Raw genomic sequence first — 23,822 nt, forward strand, 5'->3', positions numbered from 1 at the left:
GAAAGACGGAAAATGACTCAAAAATAGAGCTAAATGTATCCAAAGTATGTACTCCTTTAAAAAATGGTTTACTTTCTTATTCAATAGTATACAGAAAAATTCCTGCATTCATGACCACACTAAGAAAATTCCTATTTCCCATCATAACAAACTTGCTCTCACATCCCCTACCCATTACATTTAATAGGGAGGGAGGCAGAATGAACAAGCCTACCACAGATTGTACCAAAACAAAAAGCAAGGAGCGAATCATAATGCCTTATATCACAGTAAAAATGCTAGAAGGCCGTTCAGAAGAACAAAAACGCGCCCTAGTTGAAAAAGTAACCGAAGCCGTAAGCGAAACAACCGGAGCACCTGAAGAAAAAATCGTTGTCTTCATTGAAGAAATGACGAAAGGTCACTATGCAGTTGGTGGAAAGCGTTTAAGTGACCAATAGAAAAGCGGAGGCGGCTTGCTCAGGCCCGACAAGCATAAGATGAATTGGCCGGAAAGGCGCCCTTTGCCTTTTTGGCCAATTTAGCTTATGACCTCGAGGGACTAGCCGCCGGAGCTGGACATATAGAAAAGAGGAAGGGGCTCGCTCTGGGGCGACAAGCATAAGACGAGTAACCCGGAAAGGCGATCTTTGCCTTTTGGGGTTACTTGGCTTATGACCTCGAGCCCCAAGCCCCTGGAGCTGGACATGTAGAAAAGCGGAAGGGGCTCGCTCTGGGGCGACAAGCATAAGACGAGTAACCCGGAAAGGCGATCTTTGCCTTTTGGGGTTACTTGGCTTATGACCTCGAGCCCCAAGCCCCTGGAGCTGGACATATCGAAAAGCGGAGGCGGCTTGCTCAGGCCCGACAAGCATAAGGCGAGAACGCCGGAAAGGCGCTCTTTGCCTTTTTGGCGTTCTTGACTTATGACCTCGAGGGACTAGCCGCCGGAGCTGGACATATCGAAAAGCGGAGGCGAATTGATACCCGATCCTGCTTTTATTTTTCTCCTGCCAAAAAGGGGATCACCCCAAAAGAGTGATCCCCACCATTCATATTAAAACGTCCACTATTGAACGATTTTTTTCATTTTTAATCCTTCGATGTATGCGAAGGCCTCATCAATCTCTTCTGTTGTATATTTCTGCTTACTTTTAAGTGTGAATACTTTCTCCACGACTTCTTCTTGTGGAAGGTTATCAAAATATAAGACTGTCGAAACAAGTTCAAGGAAGCGTGCTGATTGAACGTTCATATCCGTCAGGCAATCTTCTAAGCAAGGCATTTCTTTTTCATATATTTGCAGGAAGTCTTCTCCTTCTTTGGTGACGGTGTACCGATATTGATAATAGCCGCCCTTTTTCTCCTTCACCTCGGAGATGAATCCCATATTGCAGAGCTCTTCAACCCGAAGCGTAAGCTCTTCCGAATACGGTCCATAAAAATGGAACTGAAATTTTTCCTGAAACGGGAATTCAAGCTTCTTCGCGATGAAGATCATCTTCTGAAGCTTTTTTCTTCCCACCACTTCACCTGAGGCTAAGAAGGCACTCATTAATTTTGCATGATCTTTCAACAATGTACGTCATCTCCTACTCCTAGTATTGCGTTTGTAGATCCTCATTGTGTCGTGTCGTTTATGTTAGTTCCAGGATCGTACGTATTTGTCTCTTAATATTTTTCTTTGTTGATTCGTCATATAGTAAATCCACTGGATAATATAATTTATGATCGGTCCGGCGTTTTCCGGAAATAGAATCGACGATATCCGACTGCCTCGATAATTCACGCAGCTCATCATTCCTCATTAACAGATGAATCGGAAGCCGTTCTTCTTCCTCGCCCGGTCTGTAGAAATCGTATGGAAGGTCTGAAGATGAGTCCACCACTAAATAATAATCAGGGTCGATCCCCGCTTTTTTAAACAGGACTTCAAGCTCACTGTGCTTCTTATATTCCTTCGCCGGGTCGAATTCCACGTACTTAAATAAATTACGGTTCATGAACCGCTCGCATAAGTCCCGTAAAATCGGATCCTCTTCTTCCTGCCAAATTTGGAAATAATACATGATGACCGCTTCATCCAGCTTTAAATAATCCTGGAGGGAAACCTCTTCTTCAAACAGGGAGTAAAAATGGACCGGGTCTAGCTTAAAGGAATAAAACTCTTCATGAAGCTCCTTCGCTCTATGTAGAATCTTCGTTAAAATCACTTCAGCACTCCGGGTGACCGGATGGAAATATACCTGCCAGTACATCTGATAGCGGCTCATAATATAATCTTCCACAGCATGCATTCCGCTCTGTTTGATCACCACTTGGTCTTCACGGGGCCTCATGACACGAAGAATCCGCTCCATATCGAAATGTCCGTAGCTGACTCCGGTAAAATAAGCGTCACGCTGCAAATAATCCATTCGGTCTGCATCAATCTGACTTGAAATCAGGCTGACAACCAGTTTGTTCTCATACGTCTTCGCAATTACTTCAGCTACATGCTTCGGAAAATCAGGTCCTACTTTACGTAAAACCTCATTCACCTCTGTCTCTCCTAAAATGATGGCCTGGGTGAAATGCTCGTGATCCAGGTGGAACACTTTTTCAAAGGAATGAGAAAACGGTCCATGCCCTAGATCATGTAATAACGCAGCGCAAAGGGACAATAATCGCTCATCCTGATTCCACTCAGGCCTGCCGGCGAATACATCATCCACGATCCGGCGGATAATTTCATACACTCCCAGAGAATGATTGAACCTGCTATGTTCCGCACCATGAAAGGTTAAGTAGGTGGTCCCCAGCTGCCTGATCCTGCGAAGTCGTTGAAACTCTTTCGTTCCAATCAAATCCCAAATCACGCGATCCCTTACATGAACATACCGATGAACAGGGTCTTTAAATACTTTTTCTTCATGTAATTTCTGCTTGGCATACTCCATCTTCTACCCTCTTCCTAAACTAGCATATTTCTATTATAGCGACTCTTATCTTCGTATTCATCTCGAATTTTGTCGAAAAAAATAGGTATTTGGCCTTTGATTGATCAACCACAAGCGTTCCAAATCCTTCAAAAAAAGTTGGCCGCTTGACAAAAACCTCTACATAATAATTCTCTACCCCTTAACTAGTTTCCTTTTCCAAAGAGGCGCAAACCTTTATTTATTTTTATCCGCAGAAAAGAAAAAACTCCCTCACTGGAAGTTTTCCTTTATTTCTTTATTTTCTTGATCACTTTTTCCATCAGCTCTTCTTCAGTCAACGCCGCTACAGGACGATTATTCACAAACGCGAATGTCTTCTTGCGTCCTGGACCACAATAGGATTGACACGCAATATCGATCGGTGCCTCCGGGTCAATTTCTTTTAATTTGGGAATTAATGTTTTTAGGTTAACGGCCTGACAATCATCGCAAACACGGAATTCGTTTGCCATCTGTCAACAACCCTTTCTATCTATTGAAATGGATTTCATTCGTCGTAAACATCGATTTATAGAATACAGTTTTCTGCAATGTTTTGCAAGGGAACATCGTTTCCAGCTTGTGGGAATCGTCACTTATACAACGAAACTAGCAGACAAAAAATAAATTTAACATATTCGTATAAAAACCTATAAAACTGTCCATCCTTTAACCAACGAATCATTTAAGTAAACTTTGGGAGTTGAGATGAAATGATGATGAAAACAAGACAGGACGCTTGGACGGAAGAGAATGATCTATTATTAGCAGAAACGGTCTTACGTCATGTACGGGAAGGCAGCACACAATTAAACGCCTTTGAAGAAGTGGGAGACAAACTGAACCGCACTTCTGCCGCATGCGGATTCCGCTGGAACGCAGTGGTGCGTCACCAATACGAGAAAGCTCTTCAACTAGCAAAAAAACAACGCAAGCAGCGCCACCGAATCCTTGGTAAAGACCAGGGCGGCAAGAAGAAGCTTTTATATCAACCACCTACCCCTTCATTCGAAGATTTAGACGCTATGTCTCTATCAATGTCTGAAGCCGAGGAAGAAATGGAATTCGCTGAGTACGAGAATTATGTACCGGAAACGGAACAACTGGGGAAAGAACCTGAAGAAGCTCCGAACTTTGAAGTGGAAGCAAGTGAAGAACAAGCCTACGTTCCACAGCAGGCGCCTGCCGCAAACCATGTGGTAAAGCCTTCAGGACTAAAAGGTGAAGTGACACTCGAAAAAGTCATTGCCTTCCTTCAAAACCTGGCTCAGACCAACATGAACTCCGACTATGTGAAAATAGAGAATCAGAGATTAAAGCATGAAATCGCCGAACTCAGAAAAGAAAACAGCGAGCTCGAAAAGAAAGTCAAAGCCCTTGAAAACAATTCCGTCACCATGCAGGAAGACTACGAAACACTGATGCAGATCATGAACCGGGCCAGAAAGCTTGTCGTATTCGATGAAGACGAGTCAAAGGCACCCCGTTTTAAGATGGATCGCAACGGTAACTTAGAGAAAGTAGCTGAATGATATAGTTCTCAACCAGTACGCCTATTGGTGTGCTGGTTTTTTGGTTGATGTGGTGGTCCTTGATGGGGGTGCGATGGGGGTGCGATGAGTTTGCGTTGGGTTTTTAATTGAGGAAAGGCGATCGGATTGTAAAATTATGAATAATGCCTTTCTGCCAAACTGAAAGAATGAAAAACCGATCATTCTATGTGTCCAATTTTGGTTAAAAACAGTGACCATAAGCCCTTTTTAAGCTGTCAGGACCCTCTAGTTGGCATCGAATAGGTAGAGTAGCAGCCCGATTGCGTCGTTTGTGGATTAATTGCGTCAAAATCATTGATGATTGCGTCGTTTTTCAGGTTTTTGCGTCAAAAAGGACCTTAATTGCGTCGCTTTCGGATTTATTGCGTCTTTCACCAATAAAATCCAGCTAACCAGATACAATTCACACATCCAATCTAAAAAGCTGGACCCCATAAGAAGTCCAGCCTATCTGTTATCCCAAAAACTTATCATTCCGATCAACGACCCTCTGATAATACATTTCATACATTCCATACTCTTCCCCTTGAAGGGCACTGCTGTAAAATTCGCCGCTGAACCCTTTCAACGACTGCAGGAACCTGAGCATCACATCTTGAATCGATAACTCGACGCCAAGCAGCTCCGATAAAGAAGCCATCACTTCAGGATCAATAACAGGAAATGTGAATTTCGTCGTTCCATCCTTCAACCCGGTCTCATAAAAACGCTGGATCAGCCTCGCCCGTTCAGAACCGCTTCCATTGACGCAGAGGTACACCTGTACGGCTACTCCGCTCCGGATCCTGCGCTGGGAAATACCCGCAAACTTCTGATCATTGATGCTTAAATCATAGCTGCCGGGACAGTACGATTGGGTGATCTCCTTCGCTTCGATTTCTACGTCAAAGTCCTTGAACATATCCTCAACCAGTAACCACATGGCATCGTAGCCACGATTAATATCAATCCCTTTTTCAGAATCGGGGAAAACCAATGATAGATTCAATACTCCTTCATCCAATACAACCGCAAGGCCTCCGGAATTTCTTACAATATATTGATAGCCTTCTTCTTCCAAGACCTTCAAGGCATCTGAAAGAAACGGCAGCTTTGTATCCTGAATGCCCAGTACGACCGTTTGATGGTGAACCCATGAGCGTGCCGTCGGGTCGGACTGTGCCGCTCCAATCACCGTGCACAACGTATCATCCATGGCAAACGACTGCAGGGCTCCAAACATCGGTCCTAAACTTGATTGATCAATCACTCTCCATCTATCTTGACGAAGCAGTGCATATGCTTTTTCCTTATCCATAACGCTTCTCCTTCACTCACAACATGCGAGCTCATTATATCATATAATGAGGGGGTTGCTAAAAAGGGGTTGGACAATCAAGGGTTTCACATTTTGATTAAGACTTGAGGTTGTTTGCTTAGAAAAGGGGTGGAATTTTTGACAGGTGAATATTTCCGTATTTTTGCCTGTTAAAATATCGGGCAACTTTGACAGGTGAATAAACCGGTTTGTTTGTCTGTTAAAAAACGCGCGATATTTAACAGGCAAACAAAGAACCGGCCCATCCTATCGAACCCGGCACCACCAAATATTATGTGACCGGCACCATAAAATACTCGAAAAAAAAAGCCGGATCCCCTAAAGGATCCAGCTCGCAATAAATTACAGCGCCTGAGCAGCCGTAATCAAAGCCAATTTATATACATCTTCCTCGTTACACCCACGGGATAAGTCGTTCACAGGTGCGTTCAGTCCTTGAAGGATCGGTCCGACTGCTTCGAAGTTTCCTAGGCGTTGGGCAATTTTGTACCCGATGTTTCCTGCTTCGAGGCTTGGGAATACAAATACGTTGGCATTACCCTGGATATCTGCACCAGGTGCTTTTTTCTCTGCTACAGATGGGACAAAGGCAGCGTCGAATTGGAATTCACCATCGACCGTCAGTTCCGGTGCTTTTTCTTTTGCTACAGAAACGGCTTCAACCACTTTTTCTGTTTCCGGTGATTTAGCCGACCCTTTTGTAGAGAAGCTTAGCATTGCTACGCGTGGGTCGATGTCAAACATTTCAGCTGTTTTCGCACTTTCAATCGCGATTTCAGCAAGATCCTGGCTGTCAGGTGAAATGTTGATCGCACAGTCAGCGAATACATATTTTTCATCTTCACGAACCATGATGAACACACCGGAAGTTTTGCGGACGCCTTCTTTTGTTTTGATGATCTGAAGAGCAGGGCGAACCGTATCAGCTGTTGAATGAGCTGCTCCGCTTACTAGGCCGTGCGCCTGTCCTGTGTAAACAAGCATCGTTCCGAAATAGTTTCCGTCTAATAGGATTTTCTTCGCATCTTCTTCTGATGCTTTTCCTTTACGACGCTCTACGAATGCCTTTACAAGCTCGTCCATTCCAGGGAATGATGCCGGGTCGACAACGTCACAACCATCAAGCTTCACACCCAGTTGATCCGCTTTGGCATTTACTTCATCCACGTTTCCGACTACGATAGGTGTTAAGATGCCGTCGGCCGCTAAACGGGACGCTGCTGCCAGAATGCGTTCATCTGTACCTTCAGGGAAAACGATTTTTAACTCTTTGCCTTTTACTTTATCTGTTAGTGTTGTAAATAAGTTGCTCAATAGAGGAACCTCCTTGATTTATACATATCCAATCTTAGAATACTCTTCTCATATAGGAATTCAAGGAAAAGGAGAAATGATATCGGTTTCACCATAAAAGTCTTTGTTTTCTAACAATTCCCGTTCTCCTTTACCCATTCCTCATCAACGTTAAGCCTATGTAACAATCTACGAGGATAGTGTGTTCCAGAAATCCCTCGCCTATCCAACATTTGTGCCATTTTATCGACATTGGGTTTTGTATTCTTACTCTAAGGTCAAACTATGATATAGTAAAGTTGGAAAAAGTACTTTAAGGAGTGATTACGTTGGCAGAACCGGCACAAACATTAGATGGTTGGTATTCCCTGCATGATTTTCGCGCGATGGATTGGACTACCTGGAAGATGCTTCCGAGTGAAGAAAGAGCCTCGGCGATTGCAGAATTCCACCGTTTCTTAGATAAGTTAAACAGCACTCAAGACGCAAAAGAAGGGAGTCATGCTCTTTACACCATCGTTGGTCAAAAAGCAGACTTCATGTTCATGATCCTTCGTCCTACTATGGAAGAATTAAATGAGCTGGAAAATGAATTCAACAAGCTGAAAATCGCTGAATTCACGATCCCTACATTCTCTTATGTTTCTGTTGTGGAACTTGGTAACTACATGCCTTCTGAAGGCGACCCTTATGAGAACCCATATGTACAGGAACGTATCTATCCGATCCTTCCGAAAGCGAACCACATCTGCTTCTACCCGATGGACAAGCGTCGCCAAGGGAACGATAACTGGTATATGCTGCCTATGGAGGAGCGTCGTGACATGATGAGAAGTCATGGAATGATCGGTCGTCAATACGCAGGAAAAGTAAAACAGATCATTACGGGTTCTGTTGGTTTTGATGATTATGAGTGGGGTGTTACCTTATTTGCTGATGACGTGCTTCAATTCAAAAAGCTTGTATACGAAATGCGTTTTGATGAAGTAAGCGCACGCTACGGCGAATTCGGTACCTTCTACGTAGGAAATCTATTAAAAGAAGAAGCGATTTCAAAATTCCTTCACGTGAACTAAATACACTCTAAACGACAAGCTCCTGAGGCTTGTCGTTTTTTTATAACATTATGTCCCCTCATATCCCTATTCACTTTCCAAAAACAAACGAATATATTTTTCTCCCCCCACATAGACATGAAATAGTGAGACATATAGCATCTCCTAAAGTGAGGTGGGAATATGGGAGTTATTCCTTATAACGAAAAGGAAGTGAAACTTCTGGCTCGATTGATGAGGGCTGAAGCAGAAGGAGAAGGACAGCTAGGCATGTTGATGGTAGGGAATGTCGGGGTGAACCGGGTACGATCCGATTGCCTTGACTTCAAGAAATTAGCTTCTCTTCAAGACATGGTGTTTCAGAGTCCCGGTGGATTCGAGGCCACCCAAAAAGGCTACTTCTATCAACGGGCACGACAAAAGGAAATCGATTTAGCAAGAAAGACCATTAAAGGAAGCAGATATCACCCTGCCCAATTCTCTCTATGGTTCTTCAAACCAGGAGGCGACTGTCCTCCTCAATGGTATAACCAGGCAAACTCAGGGCGATTCAAGTCCCACTGCTTCTATCAACCCACTAAAGGTGATTGTCCAAAAGTATTTTAACTTTATTTTAAGGAGGTATTCGGTTTGGCGAATCAACAATCAAACCCGTATATGCAAGGGTATAATCAATCAGCATATAATCCATATGGTCAGTATTACGGTGGCGGGCAAGGTCAGGCTCAGGGTCAATATTATCCCCAGCAGCAAGGTGTCGGGGGGCTTCAGGTACCTCAGCCGATGAGTACTCAGGCGCCTTCTCAAAATGTTCAAGGGATGCTTCCGATAGAAGAATCGTATATCGAGAATATTCTCAGGTTGAATAAAGGAAAAGTAGCGACTGTGTATACTACATTCGAAAACAATACGGAATGGAATGCAAAGATTTTCAAAGGAATCATCGAAGCTGCTGGCCGGGATCATCTTATCCTGAGTGATCCACAAACCGGGACCCGGTACCTCATTCCAATGATTTATTTAGACTATATTACATTTGATGAAGAAATTGAATATGAATATCCGTTTGGGGCAGGAGGCTCTATGCAAGGCTATTCCCAACGATAAGAAAATACCCTGTAAGGAAATCACTTTCCTTACAGGGTATTTCCATTTTTATAATGTTTTCGCTGCAAACATGATCAGAAGCACCCATGCAACCAAGAAGCTTACGCCACCAAGAGGCGTGATCGCTCCAAGTACCTTAATTCCGGAAAGGCTAAGTACATACAGGCTTCCTGAGAATAAAATCGTTCCGATCAGCATCAACCATCCAGACCAGGACAGTAAGGATGTTGGTGTCACATTCCCCATCAGGACCCCGACGATGATGATTCCGATGGCGTGGAACATTTGATACAGGACTCCGGTATTCCATGTGTCGATATACTTCTGGGAGATCTTCCCTTCCAATGCATGGGCACCGAAAGCTCCTAAAGCGACAGATAAAAAGGCGTTGATTGCTCCAATGATAATAAATGTTTTCATAATGGCCCTCCTGCTCCTTCTTTTACTTAATGATTAAAAATCGAATAAAGAATTCCCATTCGCTCCGTCATCCGTTTCCAAAGGCTCTTCTTTCTGAATGGAAACAGGCTTCTGACTCGGCTGGGATTCTTGAAAATAAGGCATCGTTTGCTGGGTCTGAAACGGAGATGGTGCAGAAACCGCCCCATGGTTTTCCTCCAATAATACCTCGCATAAAGCCTTTATTGAATACACATGTTCACGAATTTGCTGTGACTTTTCCGCTGATTTTGCCTTTCCGAGTTCATGTTCTATTTTCTTTATTAATGATTGATGTGGGATATTCACGATTGATGACTCCTTCCACAAGTCTTCCCGTATATATTATCTCTTTGCATACAGTATGTACTTCCTCTTTAGAACCTACATCATTATCCTAATTCTAAATGAAGGATTTCGCAAATGTCTTCTTGTCATCATCTCTGTTTAGGCTTAAATTTCATACAGGGACTCCCCGAGGATTGAAAGACCACCATGGAAGGCATGGCTTTCGTTTTGAACCCGTAGCCTTTACAACCCCGGGGATGTGCCTGCTCCCAGGTTGTATAGAAATAATGACATTGAAAACAGTTGATCCGCTTCTCATTTTTCACTTGGCGCCCCCTTCCTCTACAAAATAAACCCCTCCATTACGAGGGGCTGTCCATTGTTTCACGTGAAACATCCGGTTACTCGATACACCAGTCAATCTCTTTTATCCCTTGTTCCCGCAGGAACCCGTTTGTTTTTGAATATGGTTTACTTCCAAAGAAACCCCGGTGTGCAGATAACGGACTCGGATGAGGAGCCGTCACAATATGGTGCTTAGAAGAATCAATGAATGACTGCTTCGCTTGGGCGGGTTTCCCCCATAAAATAAACACCATCGGCTTCTCCCTTTCATTCAGGATCGAGATGACGTGATCCGTGAATCGTTCCCATCCTTTCCCGCGGTGGGAGTGCGCCTTCCCATCCTGTACGGTTAAGACGGTATTTAATAAGAGGACGCCTTGCTCTGCCCATTTCACCAGGGAGCCGTGGGCAGGAATCGGACATCCAATATCATCCTGAAGCTCTTTATACATATTTCGTAATGACGGAGGAATCTTGACTCCTTTTTTGACAGAAAAACTTAAACCTTCTGCCTGATTAGGCCCATGATATGGATCTTGCCCAAGCAATACCACCTTTACATCTTCGTAAGGTGTGTAGTGAAAAGCATTGAAGATATCATGCATAGAAGGATATGTCGTGTTCGCCTCATATTCCCCTTTCAGCCATCCTCTCAAGGTCTGATAGTATTCCATCTGAAGTTCATCTTCCAGAATGTCTGCCCAATCGTTGTGAAAAATCGTTTTCATTGTTAGACATCCTTTCTAGTCTTGATACTGAATCGTAATGTCATAGCCCAATTGTTCAAAGAAACCCTTCAGTGATTTCTCAGCGTTTTTCTCTGCGGCTTGAAGCAATCCCTGGTCAACCGCTTCCTGACTAATTTGATCCTTTGCCACTTCCGCCAGGGCAAACCCTTCATTCCAGTCCACATCATTCCTGAAAATCCCTTCTACCGAAAAGGTCTTAATGTTCTCGGAATCAATGGACGGATCTTGCAGAATCTCAGCCCGGGGCAGGGTTAACTGTATTTCCTTCTTCTCTTCATTGACTACTATATCGTCTTTATCGATTCCCTGTAAATCAACACCTGCCAGCACGGTTCCAGGAACAACCATCAGAAGCTTTCGTTTTGTCCCGGGAAGATCTGTATTGATGTCTTTCCCGAATAATTGATTATCCTCCTGCTCGATCACGGCCTTTACAAACCCTTGAGCCGTCGCTAATGAACTCATCTCTTGGATCCGCTCTACAAACGACCCCTTCTCTTCTGTAAAGGTGGAGCCGGATAACCACGAATAGACCCCAATGGATACACCTCCTACTAGTAGGATGAAAAGAAGGAGAATCAACAACACTCTATTCTTCCAAAAGGACAGAACGGATGTTGTTAATTTCAAAGCCGGCATATGTCTACTGCTTCTATTTTCAATCGCCAATGAGGCACTGGATTCTCTCTCATTCGCTTTCAAATCTGCTAAAATCGATTCAATTTCTTGTATCTTCTTATATTTATTTGTCAAATGCTTCACCTTCCTCTCTTCTATTATAGGAAATAATGTAGAATCTTGGAAACAATTATTCTCTCAAAACCATTTCTATATTATGGAAAGTTTGATTTTGCCACAACCGGGAAAAGAAGGAACAAGACATTAAATAAAAACACGGAGGTATCGATCATGTATAAAGTTCAAACTGCTGAAAATGTTGTAGAAGCGAAAAGAGAAATCGAAATGTTTACAAGTGAAGGTTACTCTAAAGATGAAATCTATGTGTTCGCACATGACAAGCATCGTTCTGAACACATTACCGAGGCGACCCATACGGAATCCACCGGTATTAAAGAACAAGGAATCATTGAGTCCATGGGTAATCTATTCAATAGCCGCGGAGATGAATTACGTTCGAAAATGAAGTCCGTGGGGATGAACCAGGCAGAAGCAGATGCCTATGAAGAAGAACTGGATAAAGGAAAACTTGTCATCGTCGCTTCCAAAGAAGCAACAAATAATAATGCGAAACCATTCTAAGTTTTAACCATCCATTCAATTCCTAAAGACGCCAGGGGAAATCATTCCCGGCGTCTTTTTTTGTAAAGCCAAAAGGATTTGTATTTAGCCGCCGGTTATTATATTCTTTAGTCAGACTTTTACATTTATAGCGAAGTTACTTTCATAGGAGGAATGCAACCATGACATTGAAAAAAACCCTTACGATCGCCGGATCCGATACAAGCGGTGGAGCCGGGATCCAAGCAGATCTTAAAACATTCCAGGAGCATGGCGTGTATGGAATGACAGCCCTTACAACGGTTGTGACGATGGATCCGAACAACCATTGGCACCACCAAGTTCACCCATTATCCATCGATACACTGGAAGCACAATTGGAAACCGTCCTTTCTGTCGGAATTGATGCAATGAAAACAGGAATGCTCGGTACTGTCGAAATCATCGAGCTTGCAGCGAAGAAAATGGATGCATTCGGTTTAGATAAAGTCGTCATTGACCCTGTAATGGTATGTAAGGGGGAAGATGAAGTATTAAACCCTGAAACAACAGATGCCATGAGAGAGCATTTGCTCAAGCGTGCCACTGTGGTAACCCCAAACCTATTCGAAGCAGGTCAGCTTGCCGGGTCAGGGCCGATCAAAACCATTGATGAAATGAAGGAAGCAGCCAAGAAAATTCACGACCTTGGAGCGAAAAATGTTGTCATCAAGGGTGGAAAACAATTACAACACGACAAAGCTCTTGATTTATTCTATGACGGGAACGAATTCACTCTGCTAGAAGAAGAAAAAGTAGAAACGACGTATAACCACGGTGCAGGCTGTACATTCGCAGCAGCCATCACGTCAAACCTTGCAAATGGACAAGACGTGAAAGAAGCAGTCCAAAACGCGAAAACCTTTGTTACAGCAGCCATCAAACACGGATTCAAACTCAATGAATACGTAGGTCCAGTCATGCATGGGGCTTACAATCGATTTGAAAAATAATATGTATCGGTGCCAGGCACGAAAGAAAAATTTCGTGCCTGGCATTTTTTTAGAGGGACGGACCTCTACTGTTAATTCCCCTCTCTCCTCCTCAATCATACTTTTCGCAATCACTCATGAATTTTAGTAAGATAGTACATAATGGTTAAGAGTCTTTTCTGTATCTAAGGAGGAAAAAGAATGGAACCGATCAGGATTGCCGATGTCCAGGGGATCATTACTCAACTTGCCCGTCAGGACGTTTATATACATTTAGAAACCACCAACGGAGCCTATGCTTCTCACTTTAATGAGGGCTTCTTTTCCGCTGGAGCCTATATCCGCAACGCGAAAGTCAACTATGAACACGGGAAAATCATTGGGGACGGACCTTACCGTGTCGGTTTAAAAATCGAAATCGGCTGGATCTATGCTGAAGGACTGACTCATTATGAGTTGGATGAACAAGGTCGCCTGTTACTTGCAGGACACGGTGCCGACGGGAAACTGGCCGTTGCCCTTGAAATCAGCCCGACACCTTTCAAATAAACGATATGAACCAAATTTAAAAGGAGAGGTCAAAATGGAAAAAGAAAGACAAGTACTTGTCATCTTTCCACATCCCGATGATGAAGCATTTGGTGTATCAGGAACCATTTCCACCCATGTGAAAAACGGAACGCCCGTTACTTATGCCTGCCTTACGTTAGGGGAAATGGGAAGAAACTTAGGAAACCCCCCTTTCGCAACAAGAGAATCGCTTCCAGAGATTCGCAAAAAAGAGTTACAAAAAGCGGCCGATGTGATGGGGATTCAGGATTTACGCATGATGGGATACCGGGATAAAACCCTGGAATTTGAAAATGATGAGAAACTTTCAAACATGGTGACAGAGTTAATTGAAGAATTAAATCCTTCTCTTATCATCACGTTCTATCCGGACTATTCTGTTCATCCCGATCATGAAGCAACAGCAAGAGCCGTGGTCCGTGCCGTTCGACGCTTGCCAAAAGAATCAAGACCGAAGCTTCACTGCCTTGCTTTCTCAAAGGATTGTGAACAAGAATTAGGGAAGCCTGATATCCTTGTAGATATCACACCTGTTAAAGATCAAAAAATCGGTGCCATGAAGGCTCATATCTCTCAAACAGCGTGGATGCTGAAGGATTTGGAGAAGGGCATTCAACAAAATGACCCTGAAGCCTTAAAATGGGTGACAGTGGAAAGATTCTGGAGTTACCAATGGGAAAATGACACAGTAAAATAATGATGATGAAAAGAGTTTGGGCTTTGCTCAAGCTCTTATTTTTTTGTCCTTTTAAGGAAGAAGAATTATTTTTTCTAGTTACATGGTTTTATAGCACATTTTGAAGCTCTGTCACAAAAAATCTGTTAAAGATGGTGAGGGGAACTGCGCAGACTCCTGCGGAAGTACGGGCGTGCCGAGACCCCGGAAGCGAAGCTGAGGAGGCTCGGCCGAACGCTAGCTGCAAGCGGAGCAGTTCCCCTCACCATCCTACGCACACTACTTGACAGAGCCTTGCAGAACTTTTGTTAAAAACAACAACCTTTGCTCTTCTATGGAATGATTTTTTGAATAGAATAGATATAACTAATTAGTGAGTGATTACTCACTTTACAATTCCTCCGACATACTTTATATTATAAGTGAGTAATCACTCATTATTTCTGAAAGGTGTGATTCAATTGAATTCCATCATCCAATTGAACGGGCTGTCTAAATCATTCGGCTCTCAAGAAGTATTAAAAAACATATCTCTCAACATCCAAAGTGGGGATATCTATGGATTGTTAGGACCCTCTGGTTCAGGGAAAACAACTTTGATCAAACTTATGATCGGTCTCGAAACACCGTCAACCGGGAGTGTAACCTTCAAAGGAAACAAGCTGAAAGCAAAAGAGCTGTACCCAACCATCGGATATATGGCCCAATCAGATGCCCTCTATGATGAGCTGACAGCGAAGGAAAATTTATCTTTCATGGCATCTCTTTATGGATTAAAAAAAGCGAAACGGAACGAGCAAATTGAAAAAGTGATGACTACCGTCGATCTGCTGGCTCACCTTCATAAGCCTGTACACCAGTATTCTGGAGGCATGAAGAGAAGGTTGTCCCTTGCCATTGCCCTCTTACATGATCCCGAGGTTTTATTTTTGGATGAGCCGACCGTCGGGATTGATCCCGTTTTAAGAAAGGAAATATGGGATAGCTTTCACCGCCTTAAGGAAGAAGGCAGAACCCTTATCATTACAACCCATGTGATGGATGAAGCAGAACGATGTGACCGATTGGGCCTCCTGCAGCATGGAGAAATCATTTCAAGTGATACGCCTGATGCCATTAAAGAAACGTATGGGGTGTCTTCGATTGAAGATGTATTCTTGAAAAACGGAGGTGTTTCCATTGAGAATTAGAGGTTTTGTCATTCGGATTCTTCAACAACTACTAAGGGATAAACGAACATTGGCCTTGATGTTTCTAGCCCCTCTGTTGATTCTGAGTATGTTGTCCCTCGTATTTAACTCTGATGATTACGATGCCAAGGTGGCGATTCTAAATCTGCCGCAGCAGCTTGAAGCAAAGGTCGATACGAGTGATTTTGAAACCTATTCAGGTACGGATAAAGCGTTAAGCGATATTAAAAATGGCAAGTTGGACGGCTATATTTCATTCGATGACCCATCCAGTCCTTCCATTGTCATTGAAGGAAGTGACCCCACTATCAACGGAGCTGTGATGAAGAAGGTTCAAACGTTGTTTCCCTCCGACTCTCAAAAACTATCAGATCAGATAGAGTTTGTGTACGGAAGCAAGGACATGGAGATGTTTGACTCCTTTGGACCTGTTCTTCTTGGATTTTTCGTTTTCTTCTTTGTGTTTTTGATCAGCGGGGTATCTTTCTTGAGAGAAAGAACCACTGGTACACTCGAAAGGTTGCTTGCTTCACCGATCAAGATTTGGGAGATGGTCGCAAGCTACGTGATTGGATTCGGCATCGTCACCCTTTTACAGGCATCCTTGATCTCCTGGTATTCGATTTATGTATTGGACATGATGATGAAAGGGAGCTTTTTCAATCTGTTAATCATCATTGTCTCCCTATCGTTTACCGCTCTTACATTAGGAATATTGCTATCTGCTTTTGCCAAGAATGAATTACAGATGATGCAGTTCATTCCCATAGTTGTCGTTCCACAAATCTTCTTCTCAGGACTGTTTAACCTGGATACGATTTCTGAATGGCTAAGCTGGATTGGACCGATCACCCCTCTTTATTACGCAGCGGATGCATTGAGAGATGTGATGATACGGGGCTTTGGCTTCGAAGACCTGCTCTTTAACCTATCCGTTCTCATTGGATTTTCTTTACTCTTTATTGTTCTTAATGTTGCAGCCCTCAGAAAATACCGTAAAATATAAGGTGAGAAACGACAAGTTAGGGGTTTAAGCATGTTAGAAGATAATAATCTATTCAAGCATCTATTTGACCAAGAGGAAACACTGACTGAGAAACAGCAGAAAATAGTAGAAGCAGCCATTGAAATGTTTGCTGAAAAAGGCTATGCCTCCACCTCTACCAGCCAAATTGCCAAAAAAGCCGGCGTCGCAGAAGGAACCATCTTCAGGCACTATAAAACGAAGAAGGACCTGCTTCTTTCCATCGTATCTCCTACGATGGCGAAACTGATTGCTCCTTTTGTGATCCGGGATATTAATAAAGTGTTAGATGCGAAGTATGATCGGTATGAGGATTTCCTTAAAGCCATGATCCTTAACCGACAGGAATTTTTAAAAGAGAACATGACGGCTTTTAAGATTTTAATACAGGAAATCCCTTTTCATCCGGAATTAAAAGAACAATTTAAAGAGCATATCGCTGATAAAGTGTTCGGGAAATTTGTCCGGCTCGTCGATCATTATAAGGAAAAAGGACAAATAATAGACTTGCCTTCCCCGGCGGTCGTCCGATTTTCAGCTTCCAGTATCTTCGGATTGCTCCTGGTCCGCTACCTCTTCCTTCCTGAAAAAGATTGGGATGATGAGAAGGAAATCGAGATGACGGTGCAGATGATTGTGAATGGGATCGGGAAGGGATAAATGAGTGGTAAGAGCTCCAAATAATCGATTTGGAGCTCTTTTTTTGGTTAGAAAACGGGAACCAGGACTGAAGTAGCCATTTGAGAGCTTGATTTAACCTCTCTCATACTTATCTGGAGGAGTTTATTTTCAAATCCAGAGCACTTATTTTCAAATTTACGATTTTATTTTCAATTTTCCATGCTTTCTTTTCAAATCCCCGTTTTTATTTTCAATTCACCCTGAATGACTTTACCTTCCGTTCGTTTCCCCCCTGCCATAAACGGGTAAAACCTACTATACATCACAAGGAGGTAGAACCATGAGTTTTCTTTTCCACGAAAATACCTTGAAAGATCAACATATTCTCATCACTGGTGCAACGGGAGGCATTGGATACGAGACAGCGAAAGTGGCAGTGCAGGCAGGCGCCAAGGTGACGATCACAGGCAGAAATGAGGAAAAGCTGAAGCAATTAAAGAATGAGTGTCAGGATCCAAAACGGGTGTTTATGTACAAGGCGGATCTTACAAACGCACAGGACCTGGAGCAACTGCTATCATCCGCAATCGAAGAGCATGGTCCCATCACAGGGCTCGTCAACTCTGCCGGAATAGGCGGTGGTGACATCGTAGAGAAGTTATCGGAAGAAGATGCCAGAAAGATCATGGAGTTAAACTATTTCTCATTGGTCCGACTCTCACAGGCCGTTTATAATCAAATGAAGGAAAAGATGAAAGGCTCCATCGTCAACATCTCCTCCCTTTCAGGATTGAGAGGAACTCACGGTAACAGTGCGTATAGTGCATCAAAGTTTGCGGTTACCGGTTTTACACAGGCATTTGCCACTGAAGCGATCGAAAACAATATTCGAGTGAATGCCATTTGCCCGGGTTATGTAGATACGGAAATGGGACGAAACGCCATCAAATCAAAAGGCGAACGAGAAGGCAGGAGCTACGAGGAGCAATTAGAGATCGCGAAAGACAGTATCCCTTCTGGACGATTGACCTCACCGACCGAGGTGGCGAATACGATTGTGTATCTATTAAGTGATGCCGCCGTGAACATTGTTGGAGAGTCGGTGAAGATTTCAGGAGGCAGTGTGATGCGATAATAAGCCTTTACAGAACACCGTTCAAACACGAACGGTGTTCCCTCAGTAAGTTAATAAGTGGTTAAAAAGTAAAATTTAGTGCATTCATCACTTACACCATTCAGTAAATTATGTTTTAATAAATAGTACTATGGAACGATAATTTAAAAGAAGGTTGTGGAATCGACCCCTTCCCCTTCTTTATAAAGTAAAAGCAGAGAGACCTTTCTCCTCTTTTTTTTACTTTAAAATCGAACATACGTTCTATTGGTGGTGAAAAAATGGATTCGTTAATTAGTGAATTTTATCGTCATTATCCTCATCTCAAACATAATAAAGCTGTTGATTCCTTTATCAGTAAATCGGAAAATCAGAAGTTAATAGAAGATTTTTTACGTCAACCCAGTGAGCGTAAGGAAGAACATTTAAACGAAGCCTTTAAAGCCCATTACTTTGATATCCGGTTCACCTCATACGTCAGTTCGTCCCTCTATTTTCACAGTGTGAACTTTGACAAACATGTTAGGAAATATAGTGAACGTCACCCTTTGACCCTTGATAACAAAGTCGATCAAGACGAAGGCGGATCTTTTATTGATCTTGTGCCCGACCCTGCAGAAATACCCCCTTTTTCACACTATTCGACTTTAACAGAATGCCTGGAGAATGAAGAGTTGCTACAGGCTTATGAAGCGTTAACGGACAAACAAAAGCATATCCTGGACTTAGCTTATATTCAGGAATTCAATGATACTGAAATATCACGGATTCTTGGCATATCACAACAGGCTGTGTCGAAAACCCATCGAAAAGCGTTAAGCACTTTAAAATCAATCTTGGAAAAAGGAGAATCATAAAGCATGGGAATATTATATGACCTTGTAAAAGAAGCCCGATGCAACAAAGAATATGAAACGAACGTCATCCAAACCTTCGAACCGAAGATAAAGAAATCATTGTATTTAACCAGGGTAGAAAATAGAGATGATCTTGAACAAGAGTTAAAGATCAAGGTAATACGATATGTCAGGGACTATTCATTAGAGAATGTACCGGGATTATTTGATTTAAATAAACAATAAAAAAGGACAAGCACCCACAAAACCTGTGGGTACTTGTCCTTTTTCAATGCTTGATCTATTTTTATTCTCTCTAAAGCGAGCACTCTCGCTGTAATCAACCAGTACTCGCTTTTTAAAACATTCACGAAAAAAGCTTTTTATAAAACTTACTGCTCCAGGTTGTCATTTCTCCCTCCACTTCTTCTTTATAGAGTGTAAGGCAAACAAAACAGAGTGAGAGAGATTGGGATGGTCTTTCTTACTCTTCATCCCTTTTTGCCTCAAACATACAAAGGGAGCGATGATCAATGAATTGGACAAGAACATTACGACAAGGTGATTCAGGCAGCGATGTAAAGGAACTTCAGATCCGGGTGGCAGGATGGGCAGCAAGTTCTCCTTCCAAAACATATGTGTCGGTGGATGGCGCATTCGGACCGGGAACGGAAGCGGCTGTCAAACGATTCCAAAGTGCGTATGGCCTTTCAGCTGACGGAATCGCAGGACCGCAAACACATAGCAAATTGAATGCCCTTGAAGCAAGCGACGGCTCGACGATCAACTTTGCTTTCAGTGAATTCTATTCGAAGGACGGAAGCGGCTTCTCGGGAGGAAATGTCGGCTCTACTCAAGTTAGGGAAAATGTACGCCGATTAATGTACAAGCTTGAAGCTCTTCGTAAAAAATTGGGGAACCCGCCTGTTGTGATCAATTCCGGATTCAGAAGCATCACTCATAACCGGAATGTCGGCGGTGCCTCTAATAGTATGCACACTTACGGAATCGCAGCTGATGTTGATCCGTCAGGGAAAACGCCTACTCAAGTGGCTGAAATCGCCAAAACATGCGGCTTTAGCGGGATTATTAAATATACAACATTCGTTCATGTGGATAGCCGTATCGAGTATCCTTATGGTTCTCAATCATTTTACTGGGCTTAAGGAAGGAGGAAATAAGATTATGCCAATCATTGTACTTGATCCAGGTCACGGGGGAACAGACCCAGGCGCTATTGGAAACGGACTGCAGGAGAAGAATCTCACGCTAGATATCGGTTTAAAGGTTCAGAAGGTTTTGGAAGACAACTTTGTAGTGGACGTTCGTTTAACAAGAGAAGCGGATGTATATGCAGGATTATCAGAGCGAGCGGATTATGCGAATGGACTAGACGCCGCTTACTTTGTATCCCTTCATCATAATGCAGGTGGCGGTACAGGGTTCGAAAGCTTTATTTACCCAGGTTCAGCAGCTTCTGAAACAGGAAGACGACAAGATGTCCTCCATGGGGAGATGATGAATTTTTACTCAACATATGGATTAAGAGACCGTGGACAAAAGGAAGCGAACTTCTCTGTCTTAAGAGAAACGGCCATGCCTGCTATTTTGCTGGAGAATCTCTTTATCGACAGCGTGAATGATACGAATCTCTTAAAAGACCCAATCTTTCTTACTGGATTAGCCAATGCCATTGCAGCTGGAATAGCAAAAGCACTTAACCTCAAATCGTAACAAAACGCAGGCTGGCTCAGGCCGGCTTGCACCTAAGGAGGAGTTTCAATGGATTATTCCGTATTTGTTCAATTACTAGGAAACTTCGGATTTCCCATTGCCGTCACACTCTTTTTATTAGTGAAACTGGAGAAGAAGTTGGAGCAACTCGAATTGGCCATCCAATCCCTATCTAAAGCGTATAGTAAAAACGAGAAATAGCAGAAGCTGGAGGATACGTAACTTGATCAAATTAGTATGGGGATTCATCGCTATATTGCTAAGCTGCTCGGGAATTACTCTCCTGTTAGTGAATAACAACTATTGGGTTACATTGGTTCTACTTTCACTGAGCATCATCTTGCTTAACGTGAGAGAAACACATGTAAAAGGTTGAGCCTTGATGCTCAACCTTTTTTCTATACCGCTGAAGCGGGATATCAGTCGATTCCGTAAATCAAAAGAAGGTTTCATTTTTTTATTTTCCCAAAGGGTATAGGACAATCCTGAGTCCGGGAAGCCTTAAAGTAAGGAGGCGGTGTATATATGAATACATTTGAAGTTTTATCTCTGATGCTCAGCTTTGGGATGTTTGTGATCGCTATTCTAAAATATAAAGACAATGATGAGAATAAGAATTCATAAACACGCTGAAGAGCGTGTTATTTTTTTGCAAAGAAAAAACCTCCCCTTGCTCAACGCAAAAGAAGGTTTTAAATCTCTATTCCTCAAGCTTAAGCGAATTCAAATCCACTTCATACAATTTATCATCATTTTCACGGGGAATTCCACGGCCATCTGTGTTATTTGAGACAAAGTACAGGGTATCCCCATCCACAAATACATCGCGAATCCTGCCGAAACCTGTAAGCAAGTCAGATACCTTCCTGGTTTCGGGGTCGAATCTCTTCACACTTTGACCAGCGAGAGATGCAAACACTAAGTCCTCATTCCAAAAGTCCGCTCCTGACGGGGCCCATGAAGGTTCGCCGGAGTGAGCGAGGGGCGAAACCAAGGAATCCCCTTTTTCATCCCCTGTAATCTTTGGCCAGCCATAATTGTTGCCGGCTTCAATACGATTCACTTCATCATATCCATTTGGTCCATGTTCCGTTGCATATAGCTCCCCGGCTTCGTTCCATGCGAGTCCCTGAGGATTACGATGGCCGTAACTGTAAACGTATGAATCCTTAAATGGATTGTCGTCCGGTATTCCCCCATCCAGATTCATCCGAAGAATTTTCCCGCCAAGAAAGGAGAGATCCTGGGCCTTATCCTGTTGAGTGGCGTCCCCTGCCGTAATGTAGAGCTTGTTATCCGGACCGATTTCAAGTCTTCCCCCGTGGTGGTATTGACCGCTTGGGATTCGGTCGAGCAGTACTTTTTCCTCACTCCACCCGTTTTCCTTTCGTTGTAATACCACTACCCGGTTATAAGGGTCTCCTGATTCATCATACGTGTAGTAGGCATAAGCCTGCTGATTCGCCTTGAAGTCCGGATGAAGCACAAATCCCAGTAGCCCCGCTTCAGGACGCTTCGATAACGGTTTTGAAAGGTTGGTTTTCACAACGGATTTTTTTCCATCCCTTATTTCAACAATATCGCCCGTTCTTTGGGTGAGGTAGAATTCATCTCCGAGTCTATTTATCGACCAGGGAATGGAAAGGTCGTGGGCGATCACGTTGCTTTCGACACTCGGTTTGCTGACGGATTCACTTTCTTCCTGCTGTACATCCGGCTGTCCCATTGAGCAGGCACTGAGTAACAAGCTAAGACCAATGACAAATAAGAACCAACTGCGATTTTTTCGGTTTCTCAATTTCTCAGCTCCCATATTCTCTTTTTTACCAGTATGGACAAGGGGAGATGTTCTCATTACTTTGCTGTCTGTTGAAGAGCCTCCTGAATCGCTTTTGCGACACCGTCCTCACGGTTGGTTGCGGTTGAGTACGGACAGAATTCTTTAACTTGATCCAGGGCATTTCCCATGGCAACTGGTCTTCCAACTACTTTCATCATGGATAGGTCATTGAGGTTATCACCCATGGCCATTGCATGTTTGACTGAAAGCCCTTTGTCATTCAGGAGTTTTTCCAAAGCGACACCTTTTTGAGCTTCCAGACTATTCACTTCAATATTTTCTTTACCAGATGAGCTGATCGCGATGCCAGCTATTTCATGTAATTTTTCGTTCGCTTCTGTTAATTGCTTTTCATCAAAAGAGAAAACAAGAAATTTGTAAACAAGTTGAGAAGAATCCTCGAAAAGGATCCCATAATCGTCTACCAATTTAATATGACCTTTTTCAAAACGTTCTTTTGCTGCCTGCCTCACTTGCTGTTCCGACACATTTGGATTGGCTGTTGTAAAAATGTCGACAATCAGCTCGATGCCCATTTCATAGTTTTCGGTGTACGTTCCTTGATCTGTGTATATTTCAAAGTAAATACCTGTCTGGTTTAGTGCAGCGGCAATTTCTTTCGCCCGTACTGATTCAATACCGGCCTGATAAACGATTTCACCATTCTGATTTCGAACTTCGGCACCGTTGGCACAAATAATATCACATGAGATGCCGGCTTCCTTTATGACATATCTGGCTTCTTCATACGATCTTCCTGTGGCAACAATCACTTCTACTCCTCTTTGCTGAGCGTCCAGTATGGCTTGTTTGTTGGCCTCACTGATCTCTTGATTTTCGTTTAAAAGGGTTCCATCCATATCTGTTGCAATACATGTAATCATAAGTAGACACCTTTCTACGTTTAAGTATTCTTAATTTA

Annotated in this window: 31 protein-coding genes; 20 read left to right on the plus strand and 11 right to left on the minus strand. The window is 43.0% G+C overall.

Translation table 11 applies throughout. From position 1 onward, the window contains the following. The first annotated feature begins 254 nt into the window (after positions 1-254). Positions 255-440, plus strand: coding sequence for a 2-hydroxymuconate tautomerase (locus tag ACCB35_RS21610; RefSeq protein WP_034765056.1), 186 nt, complete (start codon positions 255-257; stop codon positions 438-440). A gap of 608 nt (positions 441-1,048) precedes the next feature. Here ACCB35_RS21610 and ACCB35_RS21615 read toward each other — a convergent pair. The 3 genes from ACCB35_RS21615 to ACCB35_RS21625 all read right to left on the minus strand — a co-directional run bounded on the left by ACCB35_RS21615 (position 1,049) and on the right by ACCB35_RS21625 (position 3,412). Next, positions 1,049-1,558 (minus strand): YwgA family protein, encoded by a 510-nt coding sequence (locus ACCB35_RS21615; protein WP_374055255.1) that lies wholly within the window; start codon positions 1,556-1,558, stop codon positions 1,049-1,051. A gap of 58 nt (positions 1,559-1,616) precedes the next feature. Further along, positions 1,617-2,918 (minus strand): HD domain-containing protein, encoded by a 1,302-nt coding sequence (locus ACCB35_RS21620; RefSeq protein ID WP_374055256.1) that lies wholly within the window; start codon positions 2,916-2,918, stop codon positions 1,617-1,619. 269 nt (positions 2,919-3,187) lie between these two features. Next, positions 3,188-3,412: a DUF1450 domain-containing protein gene (locus ACCB35_RS21625; protein WP_044340592.1), complete on the minus strand. Its 225-nt coding sequence runs from the start codon at positions 3,410-3,412 to the stop codon at positions 3,188-3,190. A 246-nt stretch (positions 3,413-3,658) separates the two neighbouring features. Here ACCB35_RS21625 and ACCB35_RS21630 point away from each other — a divergent pair, with 246 nt between their 5' ends. Beyond that, entirely contained in the window at positions 3,659-4,471 is an 813-nt protein-coding gene (locus tag ACCB35_RS21630) for an RsfA family transcriptional regulator (protein WP_374057087.1), read from the plus strand. A gap of 475 nt (positions 4,472-4,946) precedes the next feature. Here ACCB35_RS21630 and ACCB35_RS21635 read toward each other — a convergent pair whose 3' ends face one another. After that, on the minus strand, positions 4,947-5,789 hold the full coding sequence (locus tag ACCB35_RS21635) for a biotin/lipoate A/B protein ligase family protein (protein WP_374055257.1): 843 nt from the start codon (positions 5,787-5,789) through the stop codon (positions 4,947-4,949). A gap of 363 nt (positions 5,790-6,152) precedes the next feature. Then, a complete protein-coding gene (pta, locus tag ACCB35_RS21640; protein WP_374055258.1) occupies positions 6,153-7,124 on the minus strand; it encodes a phosphate acetyltransferase in 972 nt (323 codons plus the stop codon). 308 nt (positions 7,125-7,432) lie between these two features. On the opposite strand from pta, the gene hemQ reads away from it, so the two are divergent. The 3 genes from hemQ (at position 7,433) to gerQ (ending at position 9,265) form a co-directional block, all read left to right on the plus strand. After that, a complete protein-coding gene (gene hemQ / locus ACCB35_RS21645; RefSeq protein WP_044340166.1) occupies positions 7,433-8,179 on the plus strand; it encodes a hydrogen peroxide-dependent heme synthase in 747 nt (248 codons plus the stop codon). Between the two features lie 162 nt (positions 8,180-8,341). Further along, a complete protein-coding gene (locus ACCB35_RS21650; RefSeq protein ID WP_044340167.1) occupies positions 8,342-8,764 on the plus strand; it encodes a cell wall hydrolase in 423 nt (140 codons plus the stop codon). A gap of 51 nt (positions 8,765-8,815) precedes the next feature. Continuing rightward, entirely contained in the window at positions 8,816-9,265 is a 450-nt protein-coding gene (gene gerQ / locus ACCB35_RS21655; RefSeq protein ID WP_374057088.1) for a spore coat protein GerQ, read from the plus strand. Between the two features lie 48 nt (positions 9,266-9,313). Here gerQ and ACCB35_RS21660 read toward each other — a convergent pair whose 3' ends face one another. The 4 genes from ACCB35_RS21660 to ACCB35_RS21675 all read right to left on the minus strand — a co-directional run bounded on the left by ACCB35_RS21660 (position 9,314) and on the right by ACCB35_RS21675 (position 11,847). After that, positions 9,314-9,685 (minus strand): DUF423 domain-containing protein, encoded by a 372-nt coding sequence (locus ACCB35_RS21660; RefSeq protein WP_044340168.1) that lies wholly within the window; start codon positions 9,683-9,685, stop codon positions 9,314-9,316. 33 nt (positions 9,686-9,718) lie between these two features. After that, positions 9,719-10,012, minus strand: coding sequence for a YwdI family protein (locus ACCB35_RS21665; protein WP_374055259.1), 294 nt, complete (start codon positions 10,010-10,012; stop codon positions 9,719-9,721). Between the two features lie 380 nt (positions 10,013-10,392). Further along, a complete protein-coding gene (locus ACCB35_RS21670; protein WP_044340171.1) occupies positions 10,393-11,064 on the minus strand; it encodes a uracil-DNA glycosylase in 672 nt (223 codons plus the stop codon). Positions 11,065-11,079: 15 nt separating this feature from the next. Next, on the minus strand, positions 11,080-11,847 hold the full coding sequence (locus ACCB35_RS21675) for a DUF4230 domain-containing protein (protein ID WP_374055260.1): 768 nt from the start codon (positions 11,845-11,847) through the stop codon (positions 11,080-11,082). A 147-nt stretch (positions 11,848-11,994) separates the two neighbouring features. Here ACCB35_RS21675 and ACCB35_RS21680 point away from each other — a divergent pair, with 147 nt between their 5' ends. The 15 genes from ACCB35_RS21680 to ACCB35_RS21750 all read left to right on the plus strand — a co-directional run bounded on the left by ACCB35_RS21680 (position 11,995) and on the right by ACCB35_RS21750 (position 21,684). Continuing rightward, positions 11,995-12,345, plus strand: coding sequence for a general stress protein (locus tag ACCB35_RS21680; RefSeq protein WP_044340173.1), 351 nt, complete (start codon positions 11,995-11,997; stop codon positions 12,343-12,345). A gap of 161 nt (positions 12,346-12,506) precedes the next feature. Further along, positions 12,507-13,316 carry a pyridoxine/pyridoxal/pyridoxamine kinase gene (gene pdxK, locus ACCB35_RS21685; protein ID WP_044340174.1) on the plus strand — a complete coding sequence of 270 codons (810 nt, stop codon included), beginning with the start codon at positions 12,507-12,509 and terminating at the stop codon, positions 13,314-13,316. A 180-nt stretch (positions 13,317-13,496) separates the two neighbouring features. Further along, entirely contained in the window at positions 13,497-13,844 is a 348-nt protein-coding gene (locus ACCB35_RS21690; RefSeq protein WP_044340175.1) for a YojF family protein, read from the plus strand. A 34-nt stretch (positions 13,845-13,878) separates the two neighbouring features. Then, positions 13,879-14,562, plus strand: a complete 684-nt coding sequence (gene bshB2, locus ACCB35_RS21695; protein WP_374055261.1) for a bacillithiol biosynthesis deacetylase BshB2 — start codon at positions 13,879-13,881, stop codon at positions 14,560-14,562. A 440-nt stretch (positions 14,563-15,002) separates the two neighbouring features. Then, the gene (locus tag ACCB35_RS21700; RefSeq protein ID WP_374055262.1) at positions 15,003-15,731 is read left to right on the plus strand and encodes an ABC transporter ATP-binding protein; all 729 of its coding nucleotides are present in this window, start codon (positions 15,003-15,005) and stop codon (positions 15,729-15,731) included. Beyond that, positions 15,721-16,737 carry an ABC transporter permease gene (locus tag ACCB35_RS21705; RefSeq protein WP_374055263.1) on the plus strand — a complete coding sequence of 339 codons (1,017 nt, stop codon included), beginning with the start codon at positions 15,721-15,723 and terminating at the stop codon, positions 16,735-16,737. The genes ACCB35_RS21700 and ACCB35_RS21705 overlap by 11 nt, the downstream gene beginning before the upstream one ends. Before the next feature lie 30 nt (positions 16,738-16,767). Then, entirely contained in the window at positions 16,768-17,415 is a 648-nt protein-coding gene (locus ACCB35_RS21710) for a TetR/AcrR family transcriptional regulator (protein WP_374055264.1), read from the plus strand. Positions 17,416-17,716: 301 nt separating this feature from the next. Further along, positions 17,717-18,511, plus strand: a complete 795-nt coding sequence (locus tag ACCB35_RS21715) for an SDR family NAD(P)-dependent oxidoreductase (protein ID WP_374055265.1) — start codon at positions 17,717-17,719, stop codon at positions 18,509-18,511. A 260-nt stretch (positions 18,512-18,771) separates the two neighbouring features. Beyond that, entirely contained in the window at positions 18,772-19,347 is a 576-nt protein-coding gene (locus ACCB35_RS21720) for an RNA polymerase sigma factor (RefSeq protein ID WP_374055266.1), read from the plus strand. A gap of 3 nt (positions 19,348-19,350) precedes the next feature. Then, positions 19,351-19,572, plus strand: coding sequence for a hypothetical protein (locus ACCB35_RS21725; RefSeq protein WP_374055267.1), 222 nt, complete (start codon positions 19,351-19,353; stop codon positions 19,570-19,572). 287 nt (positions 19,573-19,859) lie between these two features. Beyond that, entirely contained in the window at positions 19,860-20,492 is a 633-nt protein-coding gene (locus ACCB35_RS21730; protein WP_052504611.1) for a D-Ala-D-Ala carboxypeptidase family metallohydrolase, read from the plus strand. 19 nt (positions 20,493-20,511) lie between these two features. Further along, entirely contained in the window at positions 20,512-21,060 is a 549-nt protein-coding gene (locus ACCB35_RS21735) for an N-acetylmuramoyl-L-alanine amidase (RefSeq protein WP_374055268.1), read from the plus strand. A 48-nt stretch (positions 21,061-21,108) separates the two neighbouring features. Then, positions 21,109-21,261: a YvrJ family protein gene (locus ACCB35_RS21740; RefSeq protein WP_374055269.1), complete on the plus strand. Its 153-nt coding sequence runs from the start codon at positions 21,109-21,111 to the stop codon at positions 21,259-21,261. A 22-nt stretch (positions 21,262-21,283) separates the two neighbouring features. Beyond that, positions 21,284-21,436, plus strand: a complete 153-nt coding sequence (locus tag ACCB35_RS21745) for a hypothetical protein (protein WP_374055270.1) — start codon at positions 21,284-21,286, stop codon at positions 21,434-21,436. 149 nt (positions 21,437-21,585) lie between these two features. Then, positions 21,586-21,684: a putative holin-like toxin gene (locus tag ACCB35_RS21750; RefSeq protein WP_220154059.1), complete on the plus strand. Its 99-nt coding sequence runs from the start codon at positions 21,586-21,588 to the stop codon at positions 21,682-21,684. Between the two features lie 76 nt (positions 21,685-21,760). Here the strand turns inward: ACCB35_RS21750 and ACCB35_RS21755 are convergent, their stop codons facing one another. Together ACCB35_RS21755 and ACCB35_RS21760 are read right to left on the minus strand one after the other, a co-directional pair. Continuing rightward, positions 21,761-22,858, minus strand: a complete 1,098-nt coding sequence (locus ACCB35_RS21755) for a sorbosone dehydrogenase family protein (RefSeq protein ID WP_374055271.1) — start codon at positions 22,856-22,858, stop codon at positions 21,761-21,763. Between the two features lie 56 nt (positions 22,859-22,914). Further along, complete coding sequence (locus ACCB35_RS21760; RefSeq protein ID WP_044340184.1) at positions 22,915-23,784, minus strand: Cof-type HAD-IIB family hydrolase; 870 nt, start codon at positions 23,782-23,784, stop codon at positions 22,915-22,917. Positions 23,785-23,822 lie beyond the last annotated feature (38 nt).

This window comes from Rossellomorea sp. FM04394 (assembly GCF_041889765.1).
Classification (GTDB): Bacteria; Bacillota; Bacilli; order Bacillales; family Bacillaceae_B; genus Rossellomorea; species Rossellomorea aquimaris_B.